Below are 17,593 nucleotides of genomic sequence, written 5' to 3' on the forward strand. Positions count from 1 at the left end.
CGGGGCTCACTTCACCAGCTCCTCGTAGTAGCGCTTCACCTGCTCGCGGTACTTCTCCGGGGCGCCCTGCTTCATCGCGTCGAGCAGGTCCTTGCGGAACTCCTTCGGCGCCTGGAAGGCGTCTTCATCCGGCAGCTCCACCTGGTTGCGCGGGTCCCTCCCGTTGCCCTCCTGCCTGCGCGCGCCCGAGCCCATGGGCAGGGGCAGGCCGCCCTTGCCGCCCTTCTGTCCCTCCTGCATCTGCCGCTGGAACTGGCGCAGCCCTTCGAGTGCCGCCTGCTGCTCGCCGTAGCCGCGGCCCGGGTCCTTGCCCTGCATCCGCTGTGAGGCCTCGCCCATGCGCTGGCCCACGCCCTCCATCTGCTGCGTGGCCTCTTCACCGAAGAGGGGCGCCATCTGCTGCATCTCCTCCATCTGCTGGCGCAGGCCCTGCGCGCGCTGCTCCAACTGGCCCTGCTGCTGCGCGAGCTGCTGGAGCTGCTGCTTCTCCTGCTGCGACAGCTGCGAGCCCGGCGGCGGGAAGAGGGACTGGAGCTGCTTGTTGACCTCCTCCACGTTCTTCGCGTCGCGCTCCAGCCGCTGCGCGAGGTTGGCGGACTGCTGCCGCACCTCGGGCGGGTTGCCGAACATCTCGTCGAGCTGTCGCTGCTGCTCGCCCATCATGGACAGCTGCCGGGCCGCGTCCTCGGCGCGCGCGGCGGCCTCGGCCGCGAGGTCGAAGTCATTCACCTTCAGCGCGTTCTCCACGTTCTGCAGCTCGGACTGGGCCTCTTCCAGCGGGCGCGCGGCGCGGCTGTTGAGCTGCTCGGGCTGCAGCTTCTTGTAGTCCTCCTGGGCCTGCTGGACCTTGCGCATCAGCTCGTCCTTCGCGGCCTTGCCCTTCTCCGCCAGCCGCTCCCGGTTCTGCGAGCGGGCCTGGTCCCTGAGCTGGCGCGTCTGGTCCGCGACCTTCTGCTGCTCCTGCACGGTGCTCTGCAGCTCCTCCATGAACTTGCCGAACTTCTCGGCCAGCTCGGGGTGCTGCTCGGAGCCGAACTCGCTGTTCTCCTTGTCCAGGTTCTGGAGCATCTCGTCCATCTGCATGCCGAGCTGCTGGAGCTTCGCCAGGGCCTCGTCCGTCTTGCCCTCGCGCATCAGCTTCTCCACCTCGTCCATGGCGCTCTGGAGGTCCTGCTCCTTCATCATCTCGTTGAGGGCCTCGGCGTTGAAGTGCTCGTCGCGAATGCCCTTGCGCATCTCCGCCATGCGCTGCATCAGCTCGTTGATGCGAGCCTTGAGCTGCTGAATCTGCTCCATCACCAGCTGGCGTGACTCCTCGTCGGGCTTGTTCTTGTACTGCTCGACGAGGTTGGCCAGCTCGCGCCGCTCGTTGGCGAGCTGCTTGGCCAGCTCCTGGAGGGCCTCCAGCTTCTGCCTGTCGAGCAGCGACTCCAGGTAGAGGATGTCCTTCTCCGCTTCGTCCACCTCCTCGTTGACGACGGCGGTGAGGCGGTTGCCGGTGCCCCAGTCCTCGCCCCGCGCGCGCTGGGTGCGCAGGTAGAGGCGGCGGAAGTCCGCGGTGCCGGAGATGTGGCTGCCCAGCGACTCGGAGATGTGGCTCAGCGCGGAGACCAGCTCGCTGGGGACGTCGCGCTCGCGGGCCAGCTCCTGGGCGAGCGTGCGCATGTCCGTCATCAACTGCTGGCCGCTGGTGTCCACGGAGGCCGCGGCGGCGACGGCCTGCGGGTCCTTCTGCTTCGCGCGGTCCGGGCCCTCCAGGCGGTCGGCGAGGTGGTCCACCATGCGGCCCCAGAGCTGCTCGGCCTTCTGCAGCGCGGCGCGGAGGTGCTCGGCGGCGGAGTAGACGCGCAGCACCTGCGTGCGGCTGACGCCCTTCTTGGGGCCCTCCACCGCGTCGTTGTCCTGCGCCTCCACGTAGTAGGTGACGCGGTCGCCCGGCTGGATTTTCAGCGTGCCCAAATCCCACGTGAAGGTGGCGCGGTTGCGGCGGCCGTCCTCGCGGGGCAGCGGCACGCGCGTCTCCTTCTGCGTGCCGGGCGTGCGGAAGACGAGCGCGAGGCCGGACAGGCCGTAGTCGTCGGTGGCCTCGTACTTGAGCGTCACCTTCTGGCCGGGGTCCACCTCCAGCTCCATCGCGGGCGTCATCAGCGCCACCTGCGGCGCCTTGTCCGCCTCCACGTTGAGGGCGATTTCAGGCCCGGTGACGAGGAGCTTGTCGCGCGGCCCGTAGAAGACGAAGTGGTAGTGGCCGGACTGCTTCGCGAGGAAGGCGCCTTCCAGGTCCCGGTTCTCCGTCACCTTGAGGGGCTGCGCCTGGCCGTTGACCACCACGTCCGCGCGCTCCACGGCGCGGTCCGAGCGCGTCTTGAGGAGCACCTCGGTGCCCGCGGGCGCGCTCACCTCGCCGTTGGTGCCGGGCACGGTGCGCTGGGCCAGGCCCGTGTACGCGGGGTAGCGGTACGTCAGCTCGATGTCGCCGGTAATCGGCTCGGCCTGTGCCTGGGCCTCGGGGCTCTTGGCCACCTCGCGGATGCGGGCCATGCCCGCGCTCCACCGGCCGCCCACCAGCACCATCAGCACCGCGAGCGCCAGCAGCACGCCGCCGGACGCGAGCGCGGCGCGGCGCACCGGGCGCCCGTCCACCACGGAGCGCACGTCCACCGTGCGCACCCGGGTGTCCATCTGCTGGAGGAAGGCGCCGGCCAGGTCCGAGGACCAGCCGGCCTGGGGGCCGCGCTCGTGCTTCAATTCCACGGCGGCCAGCACGTCCAGCGACAGCTCCGGGCGGCGCTGGCCCACCAGCCGCGCGGTGCGGACATCGTCGCCCACCTGCTGCTTCGCGAGCCACAGGCCGAAGACGCACGTCACGGCCACGCCCACGGGGAGGGCCAGCCACAGCACCGGGCCGCCCAGGCGCGGGGCCACGAGGCCGAGGAAGCCCGCGGCCACGAAGAGCACCAGCGCCGCCGAGGCGCCCAGCATGCCGCCCTGCGCCCAGAGGTGCCGGCGCTGGCGGGTGCGCACCGCGGCGAGGAGGGCCTCCACCCCCGGCGAGCCCCGTCCGGTGGCCCGGAAAGCCGGCGCGGAAGGGGGCGGGGGAGGCGGGGGCGGCAGCTCGGGGCCTGGGGTCTGCGGGGTGTCGAGGTTCACGCTGTCCTGTCCGCTCAGTGACGAGCCAACCCGTGCCAGGGCGGCCTATTTCCCGATTCTCTAGCAGCCCGACGTCCGGCGCGAGGGCACCCGCTCCCAGGGACTCACGGGAGGGTGCCCACGGTGTCGGGCTTCGGAAGGAGGCGGAAGGGGGAGGGTCCGGGAGGCAACGCGAGAAGAGGCCTGGCCCTTCCGGGGCGCCCCTCCCAGGGGCAGGGGAGGGGGGCGGGCGGCCGGTCAGCGCGTGGCGGGCTTCCGGGCGCCGTTCTCGCCGGGCTCGTCCTCCGGCATGGGGACGCCGCCCAATTCCTGCGCGAGCGCGGTGAGCACGTCCTGGGTGCAGAGGATGCGCGTGCGCGACATGCGCGAGAGGACGCGCTGCACGGCGGACTCCACCGTGCCCTCGGAGGGGATGTCGAGCGAGCGGCCCGTGTCGGTGAGGGCGAACAGCGCCTTGCGCCCGTCGAGCGGGTCCGACTTGCGCTCCAGCAGGCCCCGCTTCTCCAGGCGCTTGAGGACGCCGGTGAGGGTGCTGGGGTGGACGTGGAGAATCTGCGCGAGCGTGCCGGCGGTGATGCCGGGGAAGCGGCCCACCAGGCGCACGACCAGCCGCTGCGGGCCGGTGAGCCCGAGCGTGGACTCCATGCGCTTGGAGGTGGATTGGAGCCCGTGGTCCACGGCCCAGAGCAGGCGCATGAACTCGAGCACCTCTCCGAGCGGGGGGCCCTTGGGTCGCTCGCCTTCGTGCGGTGCCGGCTCGTCGCTGGCCGTGTCCTTCATGGGTACATCATCCTTCACCTGCCGCCTCCCTGTCTTCTCCAGTCGTTGGTGTTCCACGAGGTCTACCGCTTCACGACGTCCCCTGCTGAGCAAAATCCGTTGTCTGGTGGTCACCAGCAAGCGACGGGCCGGCCCTCTGCCTGCTGTGGGAGCCCCCGGGCGTCCCGGCCGCGCGGTTCTCAAGACGTAAAAAAGGCCCTCCCCGTGAGCCGGGAAGGGCCTGGGGTGCGAAGCCGTGGGGCCGGCTACGGCGCCGGGGCCACGGTGGGCTTCGACCCGGGCTTCTGGGCCGGGGCGACGGGCGCGGCCGGAGCGGCCACGGGGGCGGGCTCCTCCTTCTTCGGCTCGGGCGGCATCTCCAGCGCCTTGCCCTTCTCCCTGGCAATCCGGCGGTACCACTCGTCGGAGTACTTCGGGTGGTTCACCTTGCCCTGCTCGTCGCGGACGTTGCCGTCGATGTACTTCACGAGCAGCGTCTCACCGAGCTTGCGCCAGCGGTTGTGGACCTTCTCGCCCTGCTTGACGGAGTAGTCCGTGAGGTACTTGCGCGCGTCTTCGGGGCTGCGCTTGTACAGCTCCATGGCGGCCTGCTCGATGGCGCCCTGGTCCGCGAGGAACTGGCCCTCCAGCGCGCCCTGCTCGCGCTGCACGTCCACGGACATGTCGCTCCAGCGCGCGTAGGCCTGGTTCGACACCCAGTTGAACACCCAGAAGGACGAGTCCCAGGAGAACTGGCCGCGGCTGGCCACGCCCTGGGCGAAGTTGTGCGGCACCTCGCGGATGCCCGCGTACATCGGCGTGTAGACCGTCATGGACGTGTCATCCACGCCGAACCAGAGCACCCCGCCGATGGCGGACGGCATCGACGCGCGCATCTGCGCGACGAGCGAGAAGCCCGTCTGCTGCGTGGAGATGGCGCGCTCGTGGACGTACTTCTTCCCGTCCACCTCCCACGTCATCGGCCGCCAGCGGTAGGGCGCCGCGTACGGGCCCGCGCCCACGTCCTTCGTCATGTCCAGCGGCGTGCCCTCGAAGTGGTCTCTCATCAGCGCCATGGCGTCCTGCACGGACACTTCCTTGTCCGGCTTCACCCACAGCGGCAGCCGCTTGCCCGGCGCCGAGCCGTCCGCGTACTCCGCACCCAGCTTCAGGGAGGGCGCCGCGCGGCGGAAGATGCTCCACACGCGCCCCTCGGAGAAGCGCTGCCCGCCGAAGTCGAGCGGGTGGTACGCGTCCGCGAAGCTGAAGTCCTTGTCCGCGCCCTTGAACCAGCCCTTCTCGCGGGCGAAGGAGATGACGTCCGGCGCGTAGAGCGTGTCCTGCGGCTCGTTGAGCGGGAACTTCGTGATGCGTGCCTGGTTGGCGTGCGCGGTGAGGTAGCCCTCGGGGACCTTGCGGGCCACCCACACGGCGCCCTTCTGGCCCTTGCCCTTGCCAATCATCTCCAGCAGCCAGGCTTCCTTCGGGTCGGCGATGGAGAACGTCTCACCCGTGGAGGCGTAGCCGTGCTCGGCCACGAGGCTGGTCATCACCTGGATGGCCTCGCGCGCCGTCTTCGAGCGCTCCAGGGCGATGTAGATGAGCGAGCCGTAGTCGACGATGCCCGCGGGCCCTTCCAGCTCCTCGCGGCCCGTGAAGGTGGACTCGCCGATGGAGACCTGGTGCTCGTTCATGTTGCCGACCACCGAGTACGTCTGGGCCGGCTGGGGAATCCGGCCGAGGAACTTGCCGGTGTCCCACTCGAGGATGTCGCGCATGGCGCCCGTCGCGTGGCGGCGAGCGGGCGTGTAGTACAGCTCGCCGTACAGCTCGTGCGCGTCCGCGGAGTAGGTCATCAGGGTGGCGCCATTCGCCGCGGCACCCTTGGACACCAGCATGCTGGTGCACGCGAGCACGGGCTGGGCAACCAGCGCGGCCGTGACGGGCAGCGCGGTGAGCAGATTCGCAATGCGTCGGTTCATGGCGGCGGAGAGTACCAAGATGCCCCGGGTTGGCTACCGCTCCCGCAGGACGCCTCCCTGGCTGCTTCGCGTTGACGCGGTGTTGCACGACAGGGCCGCCGCTCCAGACCACGAGAGGAGCAGATATCCAGAGCGGCGGCCCCTCATGCCGGGGTTTCCCTTCAGGTTCTCAGTTGTTCGTGGCGACCACCTCCTTTCCCTCGGGAGGGGCGGGCACCTGCTCCACCCTCAGGGTGGTAGGCCCCGCGAGCGCCAGGTGCGCCTTGAGCTTGAGGAACTTCTTCTTCCCGAAGCCCTTCACCCGAACCAGCTCCTCCACGCGCTGGAAGGGCCGCTTCTTGCGATGCTCGATGATGCGCTGCGCCGCCTTCTCACCGACGCCCGGCAGCAAATCCAACTGCTCCGCCGTGGCCTCGTTCAGGTTCACCGTGCCGGTGTACTGGGTGCGCAGCTTGCCGGCCTCCGCCACGCCGGGGCCGCACAGCAGCAGGCTCAACACCAGAGCCCCCATCGCCCCCAGGGCCCTCACGAGTGGCCCCCCACCGGCATCGAATCCAGGCCCGGCTCGCCCGCGTACCGGCTGCCCGCCGCCGCCGTGTCCCGCTTCTCCGCCGCCTCGCGCACGTGCAGCTTCCCGTCCAGCGGCAGCACATCCAGCAACACGTTCAGCGAGCCATCCTTGTTCACGAAGGCGCTCCCCGCCCGTACCCAGATGCTCCCGCCCTTGCCCTCGCGAATGGAGAACACCGCCAACCGCTTCCCCGCCGTCAGCATCAACCACCTCCACACTCCTCACCGCGCCACCACGGCGCGGCCGCCTCGTCAGCTCGACCGCCTGAGGTCGCTCGCACCATGAGCAGCCGGCGTGCCAGCGCGGCCCTCCTCGGGGACACGCACCACGCACCGTGCACGCTCGCGAAAACCGTCCCACCGCGAGGACGGGCGCGGATGCTCCAGTGGCTTCTCAGGGGGCAAGAGCGGGCTTCATCCCGTCCGCTGCTCATGGGAGAGTCCCCTCGTCCCGTATTCTCCAAGGTGCCCGAGTGAACCGCTCCGTCCTCGCTTCCGTGCTCCTGTTGGGGGCTCCCGCCCTCGCCGCGGCGCCCACTGCTCCCGCCGCGCCCACGCAGGTCTCCGCGAAGGCCCGCGCCGTCCACGAGTCCGCGCTCATCATCGACACCCACGTGGACACGCCGCTGCGGATGCTCGAGGAGGGCTTCGACCTGGGCTCCAAGCCGCCCAACGGCGTGGGCCACCTGGACCTCACCCGCGCCCGCGCCGGCAACCTGGGCGCCGCCTTCTTCTCCATCTGGGTGGAGCCCAAGGAGTTCGCCGGCCAGTACACCCACCGCGCCCTGCGCCTCATGGACGCCGTGCTCCAGCAGGTGGAGCGCCACCCGGACGAGATGGTGGTGGCCCTCTCCTCGAAGGACATCGTCGCCGCGCGCAGTGGCAAGCAGAAGAAGCTCGCCACGCTGATGGGCGTCGAGGGCGGCCACGCCATCCAGAACGACCTGGGCGTGCTGCGCGACTTCTACCGCCTGGGCGTGCGGTACATGACGCTCACCTGGTCCAACACCAACGAGTGGGCTGACTCGTCCGGCGACATCAACGACGCCAACGTGAAGCACCACGGCGGCCTCACCGACTTCGGCCGCGACGTCGTGCGCGAGATGAACCGGCTGGGCATGCTCGTGGACATCTCCCACGTGGCCGACTCCACCTTCTTCGACGTGATGAAGGTGACGAAGGCGCCTGTGATTGCGTCACACTCGTCCGCCCGCGCGCTGACGGACCACCCGCGCAACATGACCGACGAGATGCTCAAGGCCGTCGCCGCCAATGGCGGAGTCGTGATGGTCAACTTCTTCTCCGCCTTCATCGACGACGACTTCCGCAAGGGCTACGCCGCCATGGCCCCCGAGCGGAAGACCGCCACCGAGGCGCTGGAGGCCCGGAACAAGGACAAGGACCCCGCCACGCAGTTCCGCCTGTCCCAGGCGGCGGACTGGGAGTGGGCGGCGAAGGTGAAGCGGCCTCCGCTCGACGCGCTCATCAACCACATCGACCACATCGCCAAGGTGGCCGGCGTGGACCACGTGGGGCTGGGCTCGGACTTCGACGGCATCACCTCCACGCCCGAGGGCATCGACTCCGTGGCCGACCTGCCCCGCATCACCGAGGCCCTCATGGCCCGGGGCTACACCCGCGAGCAGCTCCACAAGATTCTCGGTGGCAACCTGCTGCGCGTCTTCCGTGAGACCGAGCGCGTCAGCCGCGAGCTGCGCGCGGCCCCGAGCGCACAGCGTTGAGCGATGGCCGTGGCGACGAGCGGCACGACATCGTGGGGCTTCCCCGCTCCGCCCGCGGGCGTTAGCGTCCGCGCCATGGCATCGGGCATCAGGTGGCTTCGGCTCGTAGGGGTGGTGGCGCTCCTCGTCGGTTCCGGCTCGCGGGCCGAGGAGACTCCGCCTCCACCCGTGGAGGACGCCCCCACGGCTCCGGAGGCAGCGCCGGAGGGCGCGTCCGTGCAGTGGCAGCTCATGGTGGGCGCCCAGGCCGCGCTGGATGGGTACACCTCGACGGGCCATCAGGGCCTGCTGCTCGGCTCCGGCTGGGAGGGCCAGCTCCTGCGCCTGCGCTTCCAGTTCCTCGCGGGCGTGCCGGACAACATCTTCGACGACCGGACCCAGGTGCGGTTGGAGCAGTACACCTTCGGCTTCTGGCTGGACACGCCGGTGCTGCGCTCCGGGCCGCTGCGGTGGGGCGTGGGCGCGGGGGCGGGCCTGCTCGTCTTCGCGCGGACCACCTTCGCGCTGTTCCGGGGCGTCGAGGCCACCAGTCCGCGCTTCATCCCCGCGCTCCTCGCCGGCCCCGATACCTCCGTGCGCTGGCGCCTGTCGCGGCGCTTCGCGGTGGAGGGCTCCGCCGCCATGGACCTCGTCCTGGGCCGGCCCGTCCTGGGCTACGTGGACAGGAACCGGGAGAACTTCGTCCCGCTGCACGATGGCTGGGCCGTGCGGCCGCGGCTGACGGTCGCGTTCATGATTCTTCCGTGAGTGGCGCTCCCTTTCCGGCTGCGCGAGAGTGACAGGCGATGAACCGGACCTCCAACGTGCCGAGCTTCTGTTTCCGCTGGTGCCCCACCCTCAGCCCTCGAGGCTTGCTCCTCGCGGGGCTCCTGGCGTGTGTGGGGGGCTGTGCCGTGGAGGACCCGGTGGCTCGCATCATCGTCCTGGACGCGGGCTCCGGCCCCCTGTTCATCGGGGACGAGGGGCCCGAGGCGGAATGGCTCCCCCCCGAAGAGGGCGTGCTCCCGGACTGCGCCCCGGGAGCGCCGGACGTGGGCGCACCGTGTGTCGACGAAGGCGTGGGTGGGTGCGAATCCCACGGTGGGCTGGCGCGTCAGGGCCCTTGTGTCCTACGAAAATGAACGGGAGGGGGTGTCCGGACGGAACCCCCATGCACAGGTTCGCTCCGCGTTTGTTCGCGCTGGAGGAACGTGCCGGTGCTCCATCGCCTGTCCACCCTGACCTCCCAGTTGCTGGTCGACCGTGAGGCCCTGCTGCGCACCCTCCACTGGCCCGTGCTGGTGTGGGAGTCCGTGCCCGCGCTGCCGACGTCCGTGGCGCGCACGGAGCGACTGACGCAGACGGGGCGGCGGCCCCAGGCCCGCTCCATGGAGCCGCTCGTCTTCGAGGTGCGCCCGCGTCCGCGCGACAGCGGCACCGAGGTGACGGTGGGCCGGAGCCCGGAGTGCGACATCGTCCTGTCGGAGCCCACCGTGTCACGCATGCACGCGCGTTTCCGGCGCGAGCCGCACACCGGCATGTGGAGCGTCACGGACCTGGAGAGCCACAACGGGACGTTCCAGGGGGGCGTGTTGATAGTCCCCGGCCGGTCGGCGCCGCTCTTCCAGCGGGACTCGCTGCGGCTGGGCGGAGTGGAGCTGGTGTTCCTCCAGGCGTGCGCCTTCGAGCACTACGTGCGCACGTCGGGGCTGCGCTCCCCGGCTCGCTTGACGCGAGGGGGGTGACCCCCTAGAAGGGGTGCGCCCTTGGGTGCCCATGTCGGGCTTTCAAGAGGGAAGCCGGTGCGAATCCGGCGCGGTCCCGCCACTGTGAACGGGCAGCCCTGAGGTCAGGGCCGGGGACTTCGGTCAGTCGCCACTCCGGCAGCGGCCTCGCGGCGCTCCGGGGGAAGGCGGAAGGCCCCTTCCGGAACGGCGCGGCGTGCGCCGGACTCCGGAGCCCGTCAGCCAGGAGACCTGCCCAGGGGTTCGACCGTGCTTTCACCGGCGCGGGCGGGTGGCCTTCTCTCTTCGATGGAGAGAGCGGAAGGCGGAGCATGCGGTGGACCTTCCTCGCCGGGCCCGTGGCGTGCCTGGCGCTCAACATCCCGCTCGTCGCGCACGCGCAGGCCGGTGGCGAGGTGCCGCCTGGAGACGCCGCTGCGCCCGTGCCGAGCTCCGAGGCGGGCCCGGCGTCTGGAGCGAGTCCGTCGGCGGATGTGCCTGCGCCGGGCTCCGAGGCAGGTGCGGCCTCCAGCGCGCCCGGGCCGGATACGCCTCCCACCGAGCCATCCGCTCCGCGCACCACCGTCGTGCGCGGGAAGACACCGCCGCCTCCGGAGTCTCCGGAGCGGAGAGACCCCACTGGCGCCATCACCATCATCGACGCTCGCGAGCATGCGGGCGAGGCGCGTGACACGGCCGAGCTGCTCGTGGGCTCCGCGGGCCTCGCGGTGCAGGACTCCGGCGGCTACGGGCAGAGCAAGAGCCTGGTGGTGCGCGGCGCCGCGGCCAACGGCGTGCTCGTGTTCCTGGACGGCATTCCCCTCAACGGCGCGGGCGGCATGGCGGACCTGTCGCAGATTCCCGCCGCGCTGGTGGAGCGCTTCGAGGTGCTGCGCGGCGGCGCGGGCGCGCGCTACGGCTCGGGAGGGCTGGGCGGCGCGGTGAACATCATCACCCGCTCGCCCGGTCCGAACCTGCGCGCCAGCGGCGAGGTGACGTACGGGAGCTGGGACACGGTGCTGGGCCACGTCGCCGCCACCGGTCCGCTTCTCGACGGGCAGGCGCTGCTGCTGCTGCATGCGGGGCGCTCGGACGGGGACTTCACCTACGAGGTGGATGAGCTGCCCGCCGTGGACGACAACCCGCTCACCCCGCAGGTGCGCGCGCGCAACGACGCTCGGGGCGGGGGCGGGCTGCTGCGCTACCGGCGGCGGCTGCCCGGAGGCTCGCGGCTGGATGCGCTCGCGGAGCTGTCGCTGGAGGACCGCGCCATCCCCGGCACGGTGCAGAATCCCCAGTCCTCCGGCAACCAGGAGCTGGGACGGCTGGCGCTGGGACTGCGCTGGTCGGGCCTGCTCGGTGTGGTGGGGCAGGGCAGCGCGCGAGGCTTCTTCCGCCGTGACGGGCTGGAGGTGACGGGTGAGTTGCCGGGCGCGGGCGGTGCGCAGCGGCACTCGGTGGGCGGCGTGGAGGTGGAGGGACACCGGATGCTCGGAGCGCGGCAGGCGCTCACCGTCACGGCGGCCACCTCCGGCGAAGGCGTCACCGAGGCACGGGATGCGCAGTCCGCGTCCTGGTGGCGCGCGAGCGTCATGGCCATGGACGAGGTGAGGCTCCTCGGTGGCACGGTGAACGTGGTGCCCTCGATGCGGGTGGAGCGGGTGGGGCCGTACTGGCTGCTGGCGCCGAAGCTGGGTGCGTCCGTGGCCCTGGGCGGCGGCTTCGACGTGCGCGCCAATGTCGGTCAGTCCCACCGCGCGCCGTCGTTCCTGGAGCTCTACATCCGCCAGGGCACGCTGCTGCCCAACCCGGGGCTGAAGCCCGAGCGCGCCCTGTACGCGGACGCGGCGGTGTCATGGCACTCCGAGTCCAGCGTCGATGCGGAGCCCCTGTGGAGCGCCACCGCCGGTGGCTTCGGCGCGCTGTACGAGAACCTCATCGCGTACGAGCTGTATCCACCGCTGCTCGCGCGGCCGTACAACTTCGACGCGGCGCGCGTGTGGGGCGTGGAGTTGGAGGGCGAGGCCCATCCGCTCCCGTGGCTGTCCGGCAGCGTCAGCTACACGTGGCTGCGCACGCAGAACCGCTTCGGAGACCCGCGCTTCTTCGGCATGGACCTGCCGTACCGGCCGCGACAGAAGTGGGTGGGGCGCGTGCGCGCGGGGCCGGACTGGCTCAATGCGCGCACCGAGGTGCTCTACCAGTCGTCGCAGCTCGTCAACCGCACGGGCTCGCGCAGCCTGCCTTCGCGCACGCTGCTGAGCGCGGGCGCGTCCAGCACCTTCCTGCACGGGCCGGACGTCACCCTGTCCGTGGAGGTGAAGAACCTGCTCGACGTGCGGGCCTATGACTTCACTGGCTTTCCGCTTCCGGGGCGCGCCGCGTACGTGACGCTCGCGGTGGCGCTCGACCGGGATGCTTCTCCTGCTTCCGAGGAACCGCATGCCTCGCCTCCCTGATTCAGGACGCGGTAGCCCCCCACCTCCGCGGGCGAAGGGCTCGCGGAATGAACATTCCTTCCGCCGCTCCCGGTCGCCGGAGGACCTCACCACACCCACCCGGGCGGGGGACTCGCGGAATGAACGTTCCTTCCGCCGCTCCCGGTCGCCGGAGGGCACCGGTCCAAATCTCCGGGCAGTGGGCTCGCGGAATGAACGTTCCTTCCGCTGCGGTCAGTCACGGGAGGGCTCGCGGAATGAACGTTCCTTCCGCCGCTCCCGGTCGCCGGAGGGTCCCCCCCTCGGTGCGGGCCGCCTCCGCGCTCCGGAAGCATCGCTCCTCCCCGCCCTGTTCGTGGCCGTGGTGGCCCTGACGCTCACCGGCTGCCCGGAGGAGGGCGTGGTATGCACCTCTGGCCTCGCTGTCTGCGGCAACGCGTGCGTGGACCTGGGCGGTGACACCGCGAACTGTGGCACCTGTGGCAACGCGTGCGGCGATGGCCAGTCGTGCCAGGAGGGCACCTGTGCCTGTCGCCCGGGCACGGAGTCCTGCGGTGGCGCGTGCGTGGCCACGGCGACGGACGTGGCCCACTGTGGCGCGTGTGGCAACGCGTGCCCCTCCGGACTCGTGTGCGAATCGGGCACGTGCCGCGAGGGTTGCTCCTTGGGTACGGCGCGTTGCGGGGACTCGTGCATCGACTTGAGGGCGGATGCGCTCAACTGCGGCGCGTGTGGCAACGCATGCCCGGACGTGCAGACGTGCCACGCGGGCCGGTGCGCGTATGACGTGGTGACGGCCTGCTACACCAACGGGCAGCTCGTGGGCATCCAGGCGGGGACGGACGGGCTCGGGCCTCGTCGGCAGTTCGGTGGGGGCGTCCAGACGCTCGCGGCGTGGGATGGCTTCGTGCTCGCCGCGGACGCGACGAACTCCCGGCTGCTCCAGGCCGCGGGCGGCGAGCTGGGCACCGTGGCGGAGGAGGACTCGCTGGGCTCGGTATCCAGCTCGCCCAACGACGTCTTCGTGGACCCGCCGTACGTCTACATCGCCGACTCGGTGAACAACACGCTCCAGGTGCTCAAGCGCGAGGGCCCCTCCCAGGGCGGCGGCCTGGGTCTGCGCACCGTGACGCAAATCAACCTGGGGCCCAACACCAGCCCGCAGGCCATCGCGAAGTGGGGCACGACGCTCTACGTTCCGCTGTTCGGCACCGCCGGCTCCAACTTCCAGCAGGGCAACGCCGTGGCCCGGGTGGACGTCTCCAACCCCGAGCAGCCTCGCAAGCTGGACACGCTTCCCCTCACCGGCCTGGACTTGAAGTCCTTCGACGGCGGCACGGTGATGCCGCTGCCGTACTCGGCAACGGCGACGGACGGCGGCGTCTACGTGGCGCTCACCAACCTCAACCCGTTCAACAACTACCTGCCCAACGGCCCGGGCATGCTCGCGCGCATCGACCCCGCGGATGGTGGAGTGCGCGCCATCGACCTGGGCGCGGACGACTGTCTCAACGCGGGCTACGTGGAGGCGGTGGGAGCGCAGCTCGTGGTGGCCTGCCTGGGCGAGGCCCGGCTGGACCGCGCCAATGGCAGCCGCGCCGACTCCGTGCGCGCCACCGGCCTGGTGCTGGTGAAGGACGACGTGCCGGTGGCGTCGTACGCGCTGAGCCCCGGCTGCGAGCCCGGCACGGAGGGCTGCCGTCTCGCCGTGGCCGGCCGCTTCGCCGTGGCGGGCGGCGCCGTGTATCTCGGAGACACCAACGCGGGACGCGTCTTCGTGGTGGAGGTGGAGGAGGGGCGCCTCGTGGAGCGCCGTGGCAACACGACGCCCCAGGCGCGAGGCCCCGCGCTCGAGGCATGCCCCGTGGACCCTCGTCGGCCCGTGTCCAATGCCATCGACGTCACCGCGCTGCCGTGAAGGCCGCCGTTCGTTGAAGTCATGAGTGTGAGTGTTGGGTCATCCCCTGTCGCAGCCCCCGTGCTGAAGGTGAGTCCGCCGTGATGATGAACGTGAGCCCGTCCACTTCGCGCCCCCGGGGCCTTGCCCTGCTGGCCACCGTGTTGTGCCTCGTCGCGGGCACCGTGCGCGCGGCGCCCGTCCCCACGCCCCAGGGGCCGCACAGGCTGGGGCCTCGTGCTCCGGCGCAGGTGCGGCGCGTGGTGACGCTGGCGCCTTCGCTGACGGAGATGGTGCTCACCCTGGGCGCGGGCAGCACGCTGGTGGGCGTGTCGCGCTTCGACACGGCGAAGGAGGTGGAGAAGCTCCCGCGCGTGGGCGGCTTCGTGGACCCGTCCGTCGAGGCCGTGGTGGCGCTGAAGCCGGACCTCGTCCTGGTACAGCCGGGGCCGGGCAACCAGCGTCCCGTGGAGAAGATGGCGGAATTGGGCGTGCCCGTGCTGCTGCTGCCCCTGCACTCCGTGGCGGACGTGCTCGCGGGCATGCGCGAGGTGGGCAGGGCGCTCGGCCGCGAGAAGGAGGCGGACGCCCTCATCTCCCGCATCGAGGCCACGCGCACCCGCATCCGCGAGGCCGCGAAGAAGCTCCCCGCGCCGCGCGTGCTGTTCGCCTATGGCTTCGAGCCGCTCGTGGTGGCGGGCCCCGGCTCCTTCGCAAACGAGTTGCTGAAGGATGCGGGTGGCATCAACGTGGCGGCGGATGGGGGCTCCGCGTATCCCGTGTACTCGGTGGAGCGCGCGGTGAGGGCGCGTCCCGACGTGGTGGTGGACGCCGCGGACGTGGACGTGGGCAAGGACAAGGTGCGCGCGCTGCCGGGGCTGTCGGGCGCGCGCTGGGTGGAGCTGCCCTCGCTGGCGCTCCTGCAGCCCGGCCCGTCCCTGGGCCGGGGACTGGAGGAGCTGTTCCGGTTGCTGCACCCGGAAGGGGCCGCGAAGCCGTAGCCCTGGCCCTGGCGTGTAGCCTCGCGAGCAACATCCAGGGCCTGGCTGTGGCCTGCGAGTCCACACGGGCTCGCGATAAGTGCTGGAGATGACAGTGTGACGGGGCGCGGGCGCCTCGGTACAGCTCTTGCTCATGTGGAGGGCGTCGCAAACCACTCCAAGGTGGTCGGCGCCGGATGCGTGACCCGCATTGGGGGGGCCGGCCCGATTTTGCTTCAGCCCGTGGGGGGAGGGGGCCACGGTTCGCGGCGCCGGGGGGCGCTTCAATCCGTGGGCGGCCGTCAGGCCCGAGGTTCAACGCACCGGAGCGAGCCCATACGCTCCGGTGCGGTTACTTCGTTGCGGCTCAAGGAGTCGGAGGCCCAGGCGCGGCAGGCCCGCGGTGCCCTTCCAGACGGGCCCGTGCGCGGAGGGCTTTCGGGGCGGCGGCGGCCGGAGTAGATGCGTGGCCGTCTCCCCCTGGAGTGCGCTCCCATGCTCCGCAGTCTTCCGTCACTCCTCGTCACCGCGTGCTTCGTGTCTGCCGCCGTGGGTGTCTCGCTGGTGCCGTGCACAGCCCTGGCGCAGGCCGTGGCTCCCGCGCCCGCCGCACGCCCCGACGCCTCCACGCCTCCCTCCCAGGCCGAGGCCCCTCCCGCTGCTCCGGCTCCCTCGCGCGTCGCGGTTCCGCCGGAAGCGCCCCCGCGTACTTCCCCGACACGCACGGCGTCCTCCCATCGCAAGGCGGCGCCCGCGGACGCTTCCGCGCCCGTCGTGGCGTCTCCGGCTCCTCCGTCCGTGCAGGCCGTGGAGTACACGTTCCTGCGGCGTGAGGACCCGGAGGCGGACCTCGTGCAGTTGCAGCAGCTCGGTGCCGAGGGTTGGCACGTCGTCGCCACCGTCGAGGTGGACGGCAGCACGCGGCGCTACGTCCTCATGCGGCCCAGGCGATGATGAGCCGGTTGGGCGCTCGCACCGCATGCCGTGAGGGCCACCCGCGTCCGACTCCCGCCCGGAGCGGGGCAGGGTGCGCCTCATGAGCGAAGCGCGCGCCCAAGGCTTCCGGGCCTCGCGAGTCCTGGCGCTCTTCGGGGCCTTCCTCGCGCTGGCCTGCGTCGCCTTCGCCGTGGCCGTGCGCTTCGGCGAGCAGCCCATCTCCCTCACCGCCGCGCTGACGGACCCGACCTCCACCGACGCGGTCATCTTCTGGTCCCTGCGCCTGCCTCGCGCGCTGCTCGGCGCCATCGTCGGCGCGGGGCTCGCCGTCTCGGGCACCACGCTCCAGGGCCTCTTGCGCAACCCCCTGGCCGACCCCTTCGTGCTCGGTGTCTCCGGCGGCGCCGCGCTGGGCGCCACGGTGGCGCTCGCCGTGGGCCTGGCCACCGTGGGCGAGGTGGCCCCCGGCCTGGGCGGCGCGCTGTCCCGCCTGTCCGCCCCCGCGCTCTTCTCCTTCCTCGGCGCGGGCGCCTCCATCCTCTTCGTCCTCTCCGCCAGCCAGGGCCACGCCGCCCGCGCGCCCTACGCCGCGCTCCTCACCGGTGTCGTCTTCAACGCCTTTGCCGCCGCCGCCATCACCCTCGTGAAGACGCTGTCCGACCCGGACCGGCTCGGCGAAATCCTCTACTGGCTCTCGGGCGCCCTCGGCTACGAGCGCGGCGCCACGCTGGCCCTGTCCGCGCTCCTCCAGGCAGGCGCCATCGGCGTCATGTGGGCGCTGTCCGCGCGGCTCAACCTCCTGTCGCTCGGAGACGATGACGCGGCCACGCTCGGCGTGCCCGTGCGAGCCACCCGCCGTTGGCTGCTGCTGGCCTCCAGTGCCAGCGTGGCCGGCGCGGTGGCCCTCACCGGCCTCATCGGCTTCGTGGGGCTCATCGTCCCGCACCTGCTCCGGCTCGCCTTCGGTCCGGACCAGCGGCTCCTGGTGCCGCTGTCCGCGCTGGGGGGCGCCGCCTTCCTCGTGCTCGCGGACCTGCTGGCACGGCTGGCCTTCCCGCTCTTCGGCGCGGAGCCTCCCGTGGGCGTCGTCACCGCGCTCCTCGGAGGCCCGCTCTTCCTCGTCCTGCTGCGTCGCAGGGCCGGGCTGGGGCAGGTCTGAGGGTGCGACACCGGACGGGAGTGCCCTGTCCGAGCATTGACAACGCCCGCCACCCGCCGTACTTCCCGCCCGTCCTCGGTGCCGCCGTGATGCAACGGCGGCTCAAGGGAACCCGGTGTGAATCCGGGACTGCCCCGCAGCGGTGAGCAGGAACGAACGCCGTCGAGAAGCACTGGCCCTGAGTGGCTGGGAAGCGACGGCCATTAGGTGGGTGCCCGTGAGGGCTCCCGCGCCTGCGAGTCCGAAAACCTGCCTTGGACCCGTGCTCCATGCACGG

General features: G+C 71.5%; 13 protein-coding genes and 2 riboswitches. Of the genes, 8 read left to right on the forward strand and 5 right to left on the reverse strand.

Translation table 11 applies throughout. The annotated features are described in order from the left end of the window. Nucleotides 1-6 precede the first annotated feature (6 nt). The 5 genes from OV427_RS27925 to OV427_RS27945 all read right to left on the reverse strand — a co-directional run bounded on the left by OV427_RS27925 (nucleotide 7) and on the right by OV427_RS27945 (nucleotide 6,665). Nucleotides 7-3,150, reverse strand: coding sequence for a DUF4175 family protein (locus OV427_RS27925; RefSeq protein WP_267859230.1), 3,144 nt, complete (start codon nucleotides 3,148-3,150; stop codon nucleotides 7-9). 237 nt (nucleotides 3,151-3,387) lie between these two features. Next, complete coding sequence (locus OV427_RS27930; RefSeq protein WP_267859231.1) at nucleotides 3,388-3,930, reverse strand: MarR family winged helix-turn-helix transcriptional regulator; 543 nt, start codon at nucleotides 3,928-3,930, stop codon at nucleotides 3,388-3,390. Nucleotides 3,931-4,175: 245 nt separating this feature from the next. After that, entirely contained in the window at nucleotides 4,176-5,891 is a 1,716-nt protein-coding gene (locus tag OV427_RS27935) for a dipeptidase (RefSeq protein WP_267859232.1), read from the reverse strand. A gap of 169 nt (nucleotides 5,892-6,060) precedes the next feature. Continuing rightward, entirely contained in the window at nucleotides 6,061-6,402 is a 342-nt protein-coding gene (locus tag OV427_RS27940; RefSeq protein ID WP_420718284.1) for a ComEA family DNA-binding protein, read from the reverse strand. A gap of 14 nt (nucleotides 6,403-6,416) precedes the next feature. After that, the gene (locus OV427_RS27945; protein ID WP_267859234.1) at nucleotides 6,417-6,665 is read right to left on the reverse strand and encodes a hypothetical protein; all 249 of its coding nucleotides are present in this window, start codon (nucleotides 6,663-6,665) and stop codon (nucleotides 6,417-6,419) included. Nucleotides 6,666-6,934: 269 nt separating this feature from the next. Here OV427_RS27945 and OV427_RS27950 point away from each other — a divergent pair, with 269 nt between their 5' ends. The 8 genes from OV427_RS27950 to OV427_RS27985 all read left to right on the forward strand — a co-directional run bounded on the left by OV427_RS27950 (nucleotide 6,935) and on the right by OV427_RS27985 (nucleotide 17,316). After that, nucleotides 6,935-8,203 (forward strand): dipeptidase, encoded by a 1,269-nt coding sequence (locus OV427_RS27950; RefSeq protein ID WP_267859235.1) that lies wholly within the window; start codon nucleotides 6,935-6,937, stop codon nucleotides 8,201-8,203. A gap of 75 nt (nucleotides 8,204-8,278) precedes the next feature. After that, nucleotides 8,279-8,950 (forward strand): hypothetical protein, encoded by a 672-nt coding sequence (locus OV427_RS27955; RefSeq protein WP_267859236.1) that lies wholly within the window; start codon nucleotides 8,279-8,281, stop codon nucleotides 8,948-8,950. Nucleotides 8,951-9,393: 443 nt separating this feature from the next. Beyond that, nucleotides 9,394-9,927, forward strand: coding sequence for an FHA domain-containing protein (locus tag OV427_RS27960; RefSeq protein WP_267859237.1), 534 nt, complete (start codon nucleotides 9,394-9,396; stop codon nucleotides 9,925-9,927). Nucleotides 9,928-9,933: 6 nt separating this feature from the next. Next, a riboswitch (cobalamin riboswitch) is annotated at nucleotides 9,934-10,181 on the forward strand. 57 nt (nucleotides 10,182-10,238) lie between these two features. After that, on the forward strand, nucleotides 10,239-12,365 hold the full coding sequence (locus tag OV427_RS27965) for a TonB-dependent receptor plug domain-containing protein (RefSeq protein WP_267859238.1): 2,127 nt from the start codon (nucleotides 10,239-10,241) through the stop codon (nucleotides 12,363-12,365). A 328-nt stretch (nucleotides 12,366-12,693) separates the two neighbouring features. After that, entirely contained in the window at nucleotides 12,694-14,262 is a 1,569-nt protein-coding gene (locus OV427_RS27970) for an MXAN_6577-like cysteine-rich protein (RefSeq protein ID WP_420718368.1), read from the forward strand. 92 nt (nucleotides 14,263-14,354) lie between these two features. After that, nucleotides 14,355-15,242, forward strand: a complete 888-nt coding sequence (locus tag OV427_RS27975; protein ID WP_420718285.1) for an ABC transporter substrate-binding protein — start codon at nucleotides 14,355-14,357, stop codon at nucleotides 15,240-15,242. A gap of 474 nt (nucleotides 15,243-15,716) precedes the next feature. After that, the gene (locus OV427_RS27980; protein ID WP_267859240.1) at nucleotides 15,717-16,175 is read left to right on the forward strand and encodes a hypothetical protein; all 459 of its coding nucleotides are present in this window, start codon (nucleotides 15,717-15,719) and stop codon (nucleotides 16,173-16,175) included. A gap of 82 nt (nucleotides 16,176-16,257) precedes the next feature. Further along, a complete protein-coding gene (locus OV427_RS27985) occupies nucleotides 16,258-17,316 on the forward strand; it encodes a FecCD family ABC transporter permease (protein WP_267859241.1) in 1,059 nt (352 codons plus the stop codon). A 59-nt stretch (nucleotides 17,317-17,375) separates the two neighbouring features. After that, nucleotides 17,376-17,588: riboswitch (cobalamin riboswitch) on the forward strand. The last annotated feature ends 5 nt before the right edge of the window (nucleotides 17,589-17,593 follow it).

It is taken from the genome of Pyxidicoccus sp. MSG2 (assembly GCF_026626705.1).
Classification (GTDB): Bacteria; Myxococcota; Myxococcia; order Myxococcales; family Myxococcaceae; genus Myxococcus.

Excerpts from the sequence above, each read along its gene's own strand:
- OV427_RS27985 (WP_267859241.1), top strand. The coding sequence starts at position 16,258 with ATGAGCGAAGCGCGCGCCCAAGGCTTCCGGGCCTCGCGAGTCCTGGCG.
- OV427_RS27965 (WP_267859238.1), top strand. The coding sequence starts at position 10,239 with ATGCGGTGGACCTTCCTCGCCGGGCCCGTGGCGTGCCTGGCGCTCAAC.
- OV427_RS27940 (WP_420718284.1), bottom strand. The coding sequence starts at position 6,402 with ATGGGGGCTCTGGTGTTGAGCCTGCTGCTGTGCGGCCCCGGCGTGGCG.
- OV427_RS27980 (WP_267859240.1), top strand. The coding sequence starts at position 15,717 with ATGCTCCGCAGTCTTCCGTCACTCCTCGTCACCGCGTGCTTCGTGTCT.
- OV427_RS27945 (WP_267859234.1), bottom strand. The coding sequence starts at position 6,665 with ATGCTGACGGCGGGGAAGCGGTTGGCGGTGTTCTCCATTCGCGAGGGC.
- OV427_RS27955 (WP_267859236.1), top strand. The coding sequence starts at position 8,279 with ATGGCATCGGGCATCAGGTGGCTTCGGCTCGTAGGGGTGGTGGCGCTC.
- OV427_RS27935 (WP_267859232.1), bottom strand. The coding sequence starts at position 5,891 with ATGAACCGACGCATTGCGAATCTGCTCACCGCGCTGCCCGTCACGGCC.
- OV427_RS27930 (WP_267859231.1), bottom strand. The coding sequence starts at position 3,930 with ATGAAGGACACGGCCAGCGACGAGCCGGCACCGCACGAAGGCGAGCGA.